General features: G+C 59.3%; 6 protein-coding genes. 1 reads left to right on the top strand and 5 read right to left on the bottom strand.

Annotated elements, in window-relative coordinates; all coding sequences use genetic code 11:
• Window positions 1-3 precede the first annotated feature (3 nt).
• The 3 genes from CBW65_RS23325 to CBW65_RS23335 all read right to left on the bottom strand — a co-directional run bounded on the left by CBW65_RS23325 (window position 4) and on the right by CBW65_RS23335 (window position 11,957).
• Window positions 4-8,481, bottom strand: a complete 8,478-nt coding sequence (locus tag CBW65_RS23325) for a non-ribosomal peptide synthetase (RefSeq protein ID WP_087458948.1) — start codon at window positions 8,479-8,481, stop codon at window positions 4-6.
• Between the two features lie 203 nt (window positions 8,482-8,684).
• A complete protein-coding gene (locus tag CBW65_RS23330) occupies window positions 8,685-11,159 on the bottom strand; it encodes a penicillin acylase family protein (protein ID WP_087458949.1) in 2,475 nt (824 codons plus the stop codon).
• 18 nt (window positions 11,160-11,177) lie between these two features.
• Complete coding sequence (locus CBW65_RS23335; RefSeq protein WP_087458950.1) at window positions 11,178-11,957, bottom strand: thioesterase II family protein; 780 nt, start codon at window positions 11,955-11,957, stop codon at window positions 11,178-11,180.
• A gap of 169 nt (window positions 11,958-12,126) precedes the next feature.
• On the opposite strand from CBW65_RS23335, the gene CBW65_RS23340 reads away from it, so the two are divergent.
• Window positions 12,127-12,549: a DUF4362 domain-containing protein gene (locus CBW65_RS23340; RefSeq protein ID WP_087458951.1), complete on the top strand. Its 423-nt coding sequence runs from the start codon at window positions 12,127-12,129 to the stop codon at window positions 12,547-12,549.
• 47 nt (window positions 12,550-12,596) lie between these two features.
• On the opposite strand, the gene CBW65_RS23345 is transcribed toward CBW65_RS23340, so the two are convergent.
• Both CBW65_RS23345 and CBW65_RS25435 read right to left on the bottom strand, forming a co-directional pair.
• Window positions 12,597-13,286, bottom strand: coding sequence for an aspartate/glutamate racemase family protein (locus CBW65_RS23345; RefSeq protein ID WP_087458952.1), 690 nt, complete (start codon window positions 13,284-13,286; stop codon window positions 12,597-12,599).
• 81 nt (window positions 13,287-13,367) lie between these two features.
• Window positions 13,368-13,481: an FDLD family class I lanthipeptide gene (locus CBW65_RS25435; RefSeq protein WP_198299705.1), complete on the bottom strand. Its 114-nt coding sequence runs from the start codon at window positions 13,479-13,481 to the stop codon at window positions 13,368-13,370.
• Window positions 13,482-13,529 lie beyond the last annotated feature (48 nt).

Here is a 13,529-nt window from a genome sequence, read left to right on the forward strand (position 1 = left end):
AGGCTACAGTTTTCTGCGTTCTCGGTTCAGCTTCTTCATCGCCGGCTGCTTAGGCGCAGTCTCCGCTTTTTGCTGCAGGGTTTCCACCATCGCGGACAGTTCGGCGATCGTTGCCACTTCGAACAGGGAGCGCACCGGCAGCTCCACCGAGAAGGCGGTGCGGACGCGGGTGACGAGCTGTGTTGCGAGCAGCGAATGGCCGCCGAGGTCGAAGAAGTTGTCATGCACGCCAACTTTTTCAACGCCGAGCACAGCCGCCCAGATCTCGGCCATCTTCTCTTCCGCCGGAGTGCGCGGAGCGACATATTCCACCGTGCGCGTCATCACCGGCTCCGGCAGCGCTTTGCGGTCCACTTTGCCGTTCGTGGTCAGCGGGATCGCATCGAGGATGACAAACGCGCTTGGGATCATGTAGATCGGCAGTTTGTCTTTCAAGTCGCCGCGCAGTTCCGCCGAGGTCGGCACTTCGTCGCCCTGCGGCACGATGTAGGCGGCGAGGTATTTGTCACCGCCGTCTTCGCAGGCGAGGACGACCGTCTGCAGCACTTTCGGATGCTGGGTCAGCACCGCTTCGATCTCGCCAAGCTCGATGCGGTAGCCGCGCACTTTCACCTGATGGTCGATGCGCGAGACGTACTCGATGTTGCCGTCCGGCAGGTAGCGCACCACGTCGCCTGTGCGGTAGAGACGCTCGCCCGCTTTGAACGGATGCGGGACAAATCGTTCTTCGTTCAGCTCCGGACGGTTCAGGTAGCCGCGGGCCAGACCGGTGCCGCCGACATACAGTTCGCCGGCCACACCGACTGGCACCAGTTGGCGATGCGGATCGAAGATATACAGTTCCGTATTCTGCACCGCTGTGCCGATCGGCAGGTTGCGCTCTTCCACGCGCTCTGGATCAAACGAATACAACGTCGCGCAGATCGATGCTTCGGTCGGGCCGTAGCCGTTGATGATAAACATCTCCGGCAGGCGTTTCGCCAGTTCTGCCACCAAAAGCTCCGGCACCGATTCCACGCCGATCAGGATGCGCTGCAGAGCGATCTTGCGCGGCTGCTCATCGAGCCACTGGATGAAGTCTTTGACCATAAACGGCGCGATGAAGCCGCATTGGATGCCATGCTCCTCCAGCCAGTGGAAATACGCGAGGCTGTCGCTTCTGAACTCATCCGGCATGATGTGCAGGGCCCCGCCTTCCATGAAGCAGGTGAACATCTCCAGCACGGACAGGTCGAATCCGTAGTTCGCCCAGAGCGCAAACGGCACGCCCGGCTCCACTTTTTTGCGGGTGATGTAATCGTGCAGCATGTTGACGACGCCGCGATGCTGCAGCAGCGCCCCTTTGGGCAGGCCGGTCGTGCCGGAGGTGTAGAGCATGTAGCTCAGGTGATCCGGCGTCACGGCATGCGGCGGGTTGGCCGTGCTTTCGTTGGCAAAAGATTCCCCGGTGCTGTCGAGCAGCAGGGTCGCAACGTTTGTGCCTTCAAAAATCTCTTGCAGCGTCGCCTGGGTGAGCAGGACGGACGGCTTGGCGTCTTCGAGGATGAAGCGCAGGCGCTCTTTCGGGTGCGCCGGGTCGAGCGGCACATAGGCGCCGCCGGCTTTCAGCGTGCCGAAGATCGCGATGAGCAATTCCGGCGAGCGTTCGAGGCAGATGCCGACGAATGCGTCCGGGCCGACGCCTTGCTGTTGCAGCCTGTGCGCCAGTTGGTTGGCGCGGGCGTTCAGTTCGGCGTAGGTCAGCTTGCGGTCACCGTATGCGACCGCCATCGTGTCCGGCTGCTCAGCCGCCCAAGCTTCGAACAGGCTGTGCAAGGTGGCGTCGCTCGGGTAGTCGGCAGCCGTTTCGGTCCATTCGACCAGCTGCTGATAGAGTTCCGGCTCGGTGAGCAGAGGCATTGCGTTCAGCTTTTGCTCCGGCGCAGTCACCGCCGCTTGGAGCAGGGTGGCGTAGTGGCCGAGCATGCGGTCGATCGTCGCCGCTTCGTACAGGTCGGTGTTGTATTCCAGCTTGAGCTCGATCCCGCGTCCCGTCTCGGTCGCCTGCAGGGTCAGGTCGAACTTGGCGGTTGCGCTGTCGCCTTCGAGCAGCTCCGTTTCCAAGCCCGGCATGTGCAGGTCAAACGGCGCGTTTTGTAGCGCGAACATCACTTGGAACAGCGGCGTCTGGCTCATGTTCCGCTCCGGCTGCAGCTCGTCGAGCAGCATCTCAAACGGCACGTCTTGGTTGGCGAACGCGTCGAGCGACGTGTCGCGCACGCGCAGGAGCAGCTCTTGGAAGGTCAGGTCGCCGTCGTTCAGGTTGGTGCGCATGACCAGCGTGTTGACGAAGAAGCCGATCAGATCGGCCACTTCCATCCGGCTGCGGCCTGCCGACGGAGAGCCGACGAGGATGTCATCCTGCCCGGTGTAGCGGTAGAGCATCGTTTGGAACGCCGCGAGCAAGGTCATGTACAAGGTGACACCGTTGCGCTGGGCCAGCACGTTGACCGCTTCGCTAAGGAGTTTGTTCAGCGTCAAGGCGCGGGATGCGCCGTTGTACGTTTTCAGCGCCGGACGCGGCTTGTCGGTCGGCAGCTGCAGGACGGTCAACTCGCCGCCGAGCTGCTTTTTCCAGTAGCCCATCTGCCCTTCGATCACGCTGCCAAGGCCTTTTTGCCACTGGGCAAAGTCGGCGTATTGGGTCGGCAGTTCGAAGTCAGGAAGCATGTTGCCTTGGGTGATCGCCACGTAGAACCAGGTCAGGTGGCGCATCAAGATCCCAAGCGACCAGCCGTCCGCCACGATGTGGTGCAAGGTGAGCAGCAGAATGTGGTCTTCACTGCCCATCCGCAAAAGGTTGGCGCGGATCAGCGGCACTTCGGAGAGCGTAAACGGCTTGCGCGCTTCTTCGTTCATGATGCGCACCGCTTCGCCTTCGCGATCCGCTTCCGGCAGGCCTTGCAGATCGATCACCGCAAACGGCACCTGCACTTTGTCGGCGATGATTTGCTGCGGCTGGCCGTCTACTGTGGCAAACGAGGTGCGCAGCGCTTCATGGCGGGTCAAGATCAGATTCAAGCTTTCCTCCAGCGCCGCGATGTCGAGATAGCCCTTCATGCGCAGACCGCCCGGAATGTTGTACGCGGCCGTGCCGCTCTGCAGCTCTTCAAAGAACCACAGGCGCTCTTGCGCAAACGACAGCGGCAGTTGGCCGTTGCGATCCGCCTTTTTGATCGGCGGCAGAGCTTTGCGCTCCATGCGATCCAGCGTCTGGGCGAGGCGTTCAACGGTCGGCTGCTCGAACAAAGTGCGCAGGTCGAGCTGCACGTCGAGCTGTGCGGAGATCTGCGCGACCGCTTGAATCGCCAACAGCGAATGCCCGCCGAGGTCAAAGAAGTTGTCGGTGATGCCAACTTGCGGAACGTGCAGCAAGTCGGAGAAGATCATCGCCAGCGTCGATTCGGTATGATTGCGCGGCGCCACATACTCCCCGCCTTGCGCAGCTTCCGGACGCGGCAGAGCGCGCCGGTTCACTTTGCCATTTGGCAGCAGCGGATAAGCTTCGAGCAGCACATATGCGGACGGCACCATGTAGTCTGGCAAAATACTTTGCGCGAAGTCGCGCAGATCAGAAGAAGTCAGTTCCCCTTGCGGCACTACATACGCGACGAGGCGCTGATCGCCCGGCGCGTCTTCACGCGCGATGACAACCGCTTCCTGCACCCCATCATGGCGCAACAGCACCGATTCGATCTCGCCAAGCTCGATGCGGAAGCCGCGGACTTTCACCTGATCATCGATGCGGCCAAGGAAGTCGAGCGTGCCATCGGGCAGCCAGCGCGCCAAGTCGCCCGTCTTGTACAGACGGCCGTACGGGCTGTCGATAAACTTCTCCTGCGTCAGATCCGGACGCCCGACATAGCCGCGCGCCAGACCTGCGCCGCCGATGTGCAGCTCGCCGGCGACCGCAGTCGGCACCGGGTTGAGATGTGCGTCCAAGATGTAGACTTGGGCATTGGCGATCGGGCGACCGATCGGGATCGGATAACGCCAGAACTCGCTTTGCTGCACCCATTCTTCTTCGTCCGGATTCGCGTGCGGATCAAAGACCACGCGCCACGAGGTGGTGTCGATGCAAGCTTCGGTCGGGCCGTACAGGTTGACCAGTTGGGCGTTTGGCAATTCGTAGGTGAAGTCGGTCGCATCATGCGGCGACAGCACTTCCCCGCCGGCGAACACATGGCGCAAAGTGTCAGCGCCGTTCAGCAGTTTGCCTTTCAAGAGCACCGTCAGCAGAGACGGCACTAGCTGCAGCAGCGTCACGCCGTGCGCTTTCACCGCGTCGGCCAGATACACCGGGTCTCCATGACCGCCCGGTTTGGCCATGATCAGCTGACCGCCCGCCAGCAGCGGCGCCCAGAATTCCCACACCGATGCGTCGAAGCCAAACGGCGTCTTTTGCAAAACGCGGTCGGTCTCGCCGATGCCAAACTCGCGGAGCATCCACAGCATGTGGTTGCAGATCGCGCGGTGCGGCAGCATCGCGCCTTTCGGGCGACCGGTGGAACCTGATGTAAAGATTACGTACGCCAGGTTGTCAGACGTGACGGAAACTGTCGGATTTTCCGCTATTTCCCCGGAAATATCTTCGGAGTCGACCAGCAGCAGCTCTCCCGCATAAGCAGGCAGCAGCTCTTGCAGGTGCGCTTGTGTCAACAGCACCGGCGGCTGGGCGTCTTCCAAAATAAAGCCAAGACGCTCCTGCGGATAGCTCGGGTCGAGCGGCACATACGCCCCGCCCGCCTTCAGCGTCGCCAGCAGCGACACGACCATCTCCGGCGAGCGCTCCATGCAGATCCCGACCAACACGTCAGCGCCCACACCCGATTTTTGCAAACGGTGTGCGAGGCGGTTGGCCTGCTCGTTCAGCTCGCGGTAGGTGAGCTGACGATTTGCAAACACCACCGCCACCGCATCAGGAGTGCGGGCTGCCTGCGCTTCAAACAGCTGATGCAAAGCCGCTTCGGAGCCAAAATCAACTTCGGTAGCGTTCCACTCCGTCAGCAGGCGTTCCCGCTCTGCGACCGGCAGCGGGGATACCTCGCCGACAGTGAGCGCCGGGTTGTCGACCAGCGACTCCAGCAGGATTTCATAGTGAGCGGCCATGCGCTCGATCGTAGCGGATGTAAACAGCCCAAGGTCATATTCGAAGGAAGCGAGGAACTCTCCGTTCACTTCCGCCATCATCAGCGTCACATCAAATTGCGCCGCGCGGCGTTCCAGCGCCCACGATTGCAGCGGCAGGTCGCCGAGCAGCATCTCTGCGCCCGATTCGTTCAAGGCAAATCCGGTCAGGCCGTCCGTATCGAGATGCGATTTCTGCAAAACGAACATCGCCTGGAAGATCGGCGAGTAGCTCTGGTCGCGCTTCGGAGCCAGTTTTTCCACCAAGAGCGGGAACGGGTAATCCTGATGCGCCAGCGCCCCGCGCACTTTTTGCGTCGCCGCTTGCAGGAACTCTACGAAAGTCGGGTTGGCCGACAGATCGCCGCGCACGACAACCGGATTGACAAAATAGCCGACGGTGCTCGCATATTTCGCTTTGCCGCGCCCGGCGGTCGGGGTGCCAACAAGAATGTCGTCCTGACCGCTGTAGCGGTGCAAGAGCACTTGGTAGGCGGCGAGCAGCGTGGTGAACACGGTCGTGCCTTGCGCCTGCGCCAACCGCTTGACTTTCGCAGTCAAGGAGGCGTTCAGCTTGCGGGAGAGCGTGGCGCCGTGATGCGATTGTGCGGTCGGGCGCGGCACATCGGTCGGCAGGTTCAGCACCGGCAGTTCGCCTGCCAGTTCCTGCTGCCAATAGTCGAGGCCAGCCGCCCCGGCCTTGCCGGACAGCAGCTCCGACTGCCAGCCGGCAAAATCGGCATACGCAGTTCCCGCCGCCGAGAGCTCCTGCCCGCCGTACAGCGCGGACAGATCTTGCACGATCACGCCAAGCGACCAGAAGTCGACGATGATGTGGTGCATCGTGAGCAGCATCACATGTTCGCCGCCTGCACGCGGATAAAGCGTGACGCGCAGCAACGGCCCTTGTTCCAGATCGAACGTTTGATTTACGCTCGCCGACATGTCGTACTGCACCTGCTCGTCGCTCCATGCGGCCGAGTCGGCAAGCGTCACCGGCACATCCAGAGCGGCATGCACGACTTGCAGCGGTTCACCGCCGTTGTACGCAAACGTGGTGCGCAAGAGCGGATGACGCAGTCCGAGTTCAGCGATCGCCGCGCACAGTTTCTCCACATCGAGACCGGTACCGATCTTCACCGCGCTGGCGATGTGATACGCCGTGCTGTTCGGGTTCAGCTGCTGCAGGAAGAACAAGGCGCGCTGCCCGTGGGACAGCGGATAGCTGCCCGGCTCCATCGGCTTGATCACTGCCGGCGCTTCGGACGTTTCGTCCAGCTCCTTCAGCACATCCTGCGTCAAAGTTGCGACGCTTGGGCCTTCCAGCAGCACCGCCAGCGGCAGTTCGACGCCGAGGCTTTCTTCGATCTCATGCTTCAGCTCCACCGCCGTCAGCGAGTCCATGCCCAGCGACCCCAGCGGCCTGTCGCGTCCGACGGACGCCTGCGACACTTTCAACGCTTCGGCCGCACGGGCCAGCAGGTATTGCTCAAGCAGTGCGCCGCGCGCGTCCGTATCGGCTGCGAGCAGCTCGGCGCGGCTCAGTTGCACATCGGCCGCTTCTTCCCCGTCTGCTGCCGGGCCGGTGCGGTCCAGCACATCCGACTTCAGCACTTCCAGCCCGCCGTTTTGGAAGCGGTCTTTGCAGGCGTGGCGCTGAATCTTGCCCGACGAGGTCTTGGGGATGCTCGCCGGTTTCAGGAGCACGATGCCGTACACTTGCAGTTCGTGCGCCTCTGCCACCGCCTGCCTTACTGTGGCAACCACTTCGTCAAGGTTGGAGCGGCGCATCGAGCGCTCGACTTCGGCGGTGATCACGAGACGCTCTTCCTCTTCGATCACGACGGAAAACGCGGCCAGGTTGCCGGTGGCGATCGCCGGGTGGCACTCCTGCACCGTAAACTCGATGTCCTGCGGGTAGTGGTTGCGCCCGCGGATGATGATCAGGTCTTTCATCCGGCCGGTCACGTACAGTTCGCCGTCTTTGAGGAACCCGAGGTCACCGGTGCGCAGGAACGGGCCTTCGCCGGTCTCTTCGATCATCGCGCCAAACGTCTCCTGCGTCTGCTCCGGGCGGTTCCAGTAGCCTTGAGCGATCGACGGGCCGGAGACCCAGACTTCGCCGACCTGCTCTTCGCCGCAGACGGTGAACGTTTCGACATCGATAACTCTCACCTGCTGCGCTTGCGGGGAACGTCCCGAGGAAACTAAAGTGCGGGTGCCTTCGAGCGGTTCAGTGACGACGATCGCGCGGTTTTGTTCCAACTGCTCGCCGTCAAAGATGTTCGAGATCGGCAGTTCCTCTTTCTTGCCCCCGGTGACGAACAGCGTGCCTTCCGCGAGGCCATAGCAAGGATAAAACGCTTCTTTCTTAAAACCGCAAGGAGCAAAATACTCGGCAAATCGATCCAAGGTCTCTTTGCGAATCGGCTCGGCACCGGTAAACGCCACCGACCAGTTCGAGAGGTCCAGGAGATCGCGCTGCTCCGGCGTGATCTTGTCGAGGCACAGCTCATAGGCGAAGTTCGGACCGCCCGAGACAGAAGCTCCGGTGCGGGAGATCTCCTGCAGCCAGCGCAGCGGACGCTGCACAAACGCCACCGGCGCCATCAAGGTGGTGAAGAACCCGGCGTACAGCGGCTGCAAGATCCCGCCGATCAAGCCCATGTCATGGTACGGAGGCAGCCAGATCACACAGCGGTCTTGCTCCGACGTTCCAAAGCTGCTCTTGATCAGCTCGAGGTTGGCCAGCAGGTTGCCATGTGTCAGCATGACCCCTTTCGGCGCCGACGTCGAGCCGGATGTATACTGCAGGAAGGCCAGCGTATCCTTGTCGATCTTCGGCTGCTTCCACGACTCTGCCGCCGCGTCGGTCACGTCATCGGTGTTCACCCAAGCCAGATCGCTCAGGCTCTCCGCATCTCCGAAACGTTTTTCCACGCCAACTAAGATCGCCGAGGAGGTCAGCGCATATTTGGCTTCCGAATCTTTAACGATCGCCTGCAGGCGATCCAAGTTGCCGTTTTGGCGCGGCGGGTAGGCCGGGATGGCGAACACCCCGGCGTACAGGCAGCCAAAAAAGGCGATGATATACTCCAGCCCTGGCTGGTACAGGAGCAAGGCGCGCTCGCCTTCCGCCCCTAAGGACTGCAAGACTGAGCCAACGGCCCGTGCCTTGCGATCCAGTTCGGCATATGTGATGCGCGCTTCTCCGTCGTCTGCTAAAAATGCAAATGCATCCCGGTCGCCAAAGCTTTGTGCTCGGGTCTGCAACAGTTCGACCAAGGTTGCAAAATTCACTCGGTTATCCACCATATTTTGTATCCCCCAGACTTCAAGCTTTTTCAGAGCTTTCAACCAGATTTAAATCTCCCAAATTGCATAAAATATATTTCTGCGCAAATAAGTAATCCCCTTCCTAACAAAGGTAAATTTTCTTAGTAAGTTTATTCCTGACTCAAGATTTGAACAAGATAAAACCTGACTTCGCAAAGTGCCGAAGTCAGGTTTAAGTTAATTTATTCCGGCTGCAGGGTCAGTATGCGCTCCCCGCTGGCTTCCACATCAGCTTCCGTGAAGTGCATCGTCTTGTAACGGCCTTCCAGCCACAGGTCGGTCTGGTCCTGATAATGGTCAGAGCCGAGCTGGCCCGATGCGCCCATCGTCAGCGCATCTTTGGCGCCATTGACATCGTTCATGTCGATCACAAAACGCCACGGAGCGCCCAGCACGATGCTAAACGGCCTGCCGCGCGAGAAGCCGGCCATGCCCACCGTGCCGTTGGAGCCGCCGTACTCGTACGGACCGTTGTTATACAGCATATTGAGCGGCTTGATCGCCCCGAGTGGATGCGCGAGGGTGATCGTGTGGACTTTGCCCCACTGCCACTTCTCCGGGTTCTTGCCGTTTTCGTCTGCCATCCAGGCCACCGCTTGTTTGAAGGAATCGATGATCGCCTTCTCCTTCGTGTCGTCTGTGCCTTTAAACCAGATCGGGTCAGGATCGCGCAAAATGACTTCCAGACCGTAGTTCGGCATCGCCGTGCGGTTGAAATGGTAGTAAAACTCTTCGGTCAGGTGCGGTTCAAAGAAACGGGTGTACATCTTGTTGTACATCGCGTGATACACGACAGGACCGGCCAGCTTCGGATCGTCCTGCGGGTTCTCAAACCATTTTTTGAGCACGTCAAACGCCTTTTGCTCCGTTTCGTTCAACTCAGCGCCTTCCAGCGCCTTGATGAACACCGGGCCGTGCTCTTTGGCCTGCAGGTTCAGCCAGTCGCTTTGCATCCGTTCCATGTCTTCGAGCGTCAGTTTGTCTTTCTCCTCGATCATCTGCCCGATGCGGGTCGCGCGGTACGGCAGGTCATAGTCGTAGGAGATGTGATACGGGTAGTCGCCGTCAACCGGCTTGTTGTTTGCCGAAGCAAAATACCCTTTTTCCGGGTTCATCGCGTGCGGCAGTTCATCCCAGCCGATGTAGCCCGTCCATTCATATTCGCTCGACCAGCCCGGCACCGGCGACAGGCCGTCGCCTTTCTTGCGGATCGGGATCGAACCCATCGCGTGGTAGGCGATGTTGCCTGCAACGTCCGCATAGACAACGTTTTGCGCTGGCGCTTTGAACAGCTGCATCGCCGCTTCAAACTCTTCGTAATTCTGCGCTTTGTTGAAGCTGAGCATCGCGGTGATCTCGTCGGTCGCATCGTGCGCCGTCCAGCGCAGAGCCAGCGGCTGTTCGACTTTCTCGGCCGTGCGGATCGTCTGTGACGGCTCCTGGTCTTTGGAGACATAGGAGTCGAGCGTATTGGTGATGATCGGGCCGTGGCGGGAGATGACGATCTCCGCTTTGACCGGCTCTGCCCCTTTGACTTTGATCTCTTCTTGGATCACTTTCGCGTCGTACCACTTGCCATCATATTCGAACTGGTGCGGGTTGTTCGGATTTTGCTTTTCAATAAAGAGGTCTTGCACGTCCGGGGCGAGGTTGGTGAAGCCCCAGGCGACTTGCTCGTTGTGGCCGACGATGACGCCTGGCACACCCGGGAAGATCGCGCCGGAGACGTTGTATTTGCCCGGCATGACGAGATGATTCTGGTAGAAGGTCGACGGCGCGCCCAGACCGAGGTGCATGTCATTGGCGAGCAGCGGTTTGCCAGATTCGGTCTTGTCGCCGGAGACGACCCAGTTGTTCGAGCCGAGGCCTTCGCCCGGCAGCGCCTTTTGTTCGGCGAGGTCGAGGGTGGCGAACAGACTGTCGACCGTCTCTTTGGAAAGTGCTGCTTGCGGGCGCTCCGCTGCGGAGTCGACTTCGATCGCTTTTTCCATCTCCGTCTGGCGGACGATGGTCGGGTGTGCATCCTGGTATTGGAAGAGCAGCGACATCAGCTTTTCGTCATCCAATTTCGGGAGTGCGACGCCCATGAACAGCTCGGTGCGCATGTTCGTGCCGAGCTCCCAGGCCATGTATTTGCCGATCGACAGCGAGTCGAGCGGCGTCCACGGCTCAGGCTTGAAGCCAAGCATCGTGTATTCGACCGGCAGATTGTCCTGGTGGTCTTCGAGGTAGGCGTTGACGCCGTCGGCGAAGCTTTGCAGGGCGTTCATCGTTTCCGGTTGGACTTTCGACATGCCTTCTTCTGCCGCGCGGCGGAATCCGATCGTGCGGTTGAAGTGGTCGATCTTGACCATCTTCTCGCCCATCACTTCCGCCAGTCGTCCGCCGATGCTGCGGCGGGACAGTTCCATTTGGAACATGCGGTCTTGGGCTTGGACATAGCCTTGGGCGAAGAACAGGTCTTTTTCCGTTTCTGCATAAACGTGCGGCACGCCGTATTGATCGCGGACGATGCGCACCGGCTTCTCGACGCCGGTGAGGATCTCGCCTTCGATCGTCGGCAGCGCACGCTGCACCATGTAATAGCTGCCTCCGCTGGCGGCTGCGATCAAGACGAGCACGACCGCAAGCGAGACAAGCATAATTTTCTTAAGCACGCCAACCCCTCCTAAAGGTTAAAACAGGTTGACAATTCGCTTCAGCTCAGCAGACAAATCCTGCAGCAGGTCTTGGCGAATCGCCGGATTGTTTAAAAAGAAATGGTCGCCTTCAAACATCTTCAACTGGAACGCTTCGGTGGTCTGGTCGCGCCAGGCGTCGTGTTTCTCCAGCGAAATATCAACATCGCCCGTACCGCCGAAGCAGTGAATCGGGATGTGCAGCTTGGCTTCGTCCTGGTACTCGTACGTCTCGTTCACTTCGAAGTCGGCGCGGAGGATCGGGAGCAGGAGTTCCATCAGCTCTTCATTTTGCAGCACCGCTTCCGGCGTGCCGTTCAGGTTGCGCAGGCGCTGGACGAACTGGTCGTGCGGAAGCTTATGCACCGGATCGCGTTCGATCTTGCGCTGCGGCGCGCCGCGTCCCGAGACGAACAGATGCAGGGGTTCGAGCCCGAGCTTCTGGCGGCGCAGTTCACGGGACAGTTCAAAAGCGATCAACGCCCCCATCGAGTGGCCAAAAAAGGCAAACGGGCGGTCCATATGCGGTTTGAGCGCTTCGACCAGCGCTTTGACCATCGGTTCGATGTGCGTAAACGGCTCCTCAAGCAAGCGGCTCTCCCGTCCTGGCAGCTGCACCGGGCACACGTCGATCTCCGCCGGCATCTCTTCCTGCCATCCCCGGTAGATCGCAGCGCTCCCTCCCGCATACGGGAAGCAGAACAAGCGCAACCGCGCATTCGGTTTCAATTTCTGCCGGGCCATCCACTTATCTGCTGCAGGTCTCATCGTTGTCATTTGCAAATCTCCTCTTTCAGTTCAATGTTCACGTTATGCGTGTAGCTTAATTAATAATAGTGTCTGATTACTATTTCGATATTGAACTACGCAACCCTTCCGTAATTTTTAGATTTCATGGAACCTTCTGAGTGAGTCGTGCGTCTCTCCAATCAAAGGGGGGACGAGGATGAAAGGACTGACGGAGAAACTATGGATTTTACTCGCTGCACTGCTGTTTGCAGGCACCATGCTTGATTCTGTTGCCGTTCCAAAGGAACTCAGCGTGGTGGATTACGGAGCGCTGAATACTCCTGCGGACGACCGGCGTTTTCGGGAGTTTGCGGAACGTGTGGAAAATTGGGAAGCCGATGGAATTCGGATCGTTTCCCCGACGGCTGAAGGCGATCCGATTTATCTCGATCTCGTCTATTGGCGAGGCGAACTGCACGTGCGGCTGGACACGACGGAGGACGCATTTGGCCCGGACAAGATCATCGAGCTGACTTGCAGTCCGAAACTGCAGCAACTTGACTTCGGTAAAGCCTACGAATACCGGCTTTCCGGATGCATGTATCCCGGCACGTTCACGGTCTATATCATGCCAAAATAAAAAGCCCTTCGGTTTCGCTTCCGAAAGGTTTTTTTTGCTGGATTCCTTTATTCCAAAGCTGCCCCCACCGCTTTTTCCGCATGCAGGCGGGCGGTGTCAAACAGCGGCACGGAGCTGTCCTCCTGCTTGATCAGCAGTCCGATCTCGGTGCAGCCGAGGATGATGCCTTCCGCGCCTTGGCGGGTGAGGTCTTCGATGACCTGACGATAGAAATGGCGGGAGCTCTCCAAGATCTGCCCCTGGCAGAGCTCTTCATAGATAATGCGGTTCACCTCATGGCGCGGCTCAGGACTTGGAATCAGAACGTCCAGACCATGCTCCTGCAAGCGGCCTTTGTAGAAATCGTGCTCCATGGTATAGATCGTGGCGAGCAGGCCGACTTTTTTCAGCCCCTGCCCTTTGATCCTTTCGGCGGTGGCGTCGGCGATATGCAACAGAGGAATTCCGATCGCCGCCTGCACTTCATCTGCCATCTTGTGCATCGTGTTGGTGCAGATGATCAGAAAATCAGCTCCGCCGCGCTCGACGCTTTGCGCAGCTTCGACCAGCAGTGAGGTCGCCTGCTCCCAGTTGCCTTCGCGCTGGCAACGCTCAATCTCGGCAAAATCCACCGTGTGCATCACGCTTTTGGCGTTGTGCAAGCCGCCCAGCTGCTCTTTGACCATCGTGTTGATCAGGCGGTAGTATTCCAAGGAACTCTCCCAGCTCATCCCGCCCAGCATCCCAATCGTCTTCATCCTGTGCCCCCCTCTTCATGATCCAACAAAAGAAAAATCCTTCGGCGTGATTCCGAAGGACTTTCCGCTTTCCTCTACATTTTAGATGTCAATGTCGCAGCTAATCAAGCAAGAAGTGTTGCCTGTCAAGTCTCTGCGTGTAACGTCTACAGTTGCTTCTCCTACTTGAACATCCAGGTCGAAATGGTTTTCCATGTTTACTGACCTCCTAGTTAATTGATAACTTCAATATGATCTAACTAG

It is taken from the genome of Tumebacillus avium, assembly GCF_002162355.1.
GTDB classification, from domain to species: domain Bacteria; phylum Bacillota; class Bacilli; order Tumebacillales; family Tumebacillaceae; genus Tumebacillus_A; species Tumebacillus_A avium.

What these genes read in the sequence shown, in the direction of transcription:
- CBW65_RS23335 (WP_087458950.1), bottom strand. Translation starts at nt 11,957, where the DNA reads ATGACAACGATGAGACCTGCAGCAGATAAGTGGATGGCCCGGCAGAAA.
- CBW65_RS23345 (WP_087458952.1), bottom strand. Translation starts at nt 13,286, where the DNA reads ATGAAGACGATTGGGATGCTGGGCGGGATGAGCTGGGAGAGTTCCTTG.
- CBW65_RS23325 (WP_087458948.1), bottom strand. Translation starts at nt 8,481, where the DNA reads ATGGTGGATAACCGAGTGAATTTTGCAACCTTGGTCGAACTGTTGCAG.
- CBW65_RS25435 (WP_198299705.1), bottom strand. Translation starts at nt 13,481, where the DNA reads ATGGAAAACCATTTCGACCTGGATGTTCAAGTAGGAGAAGCAACTGTA.
- CBW65_RS23340 (WP_087458951.1), top strand. Translation starts at nt 12,127, where the DNA reads ATGAAAGGACTGACGGAGAAACTATGGATTTTACTCGCTGCACTGCTG.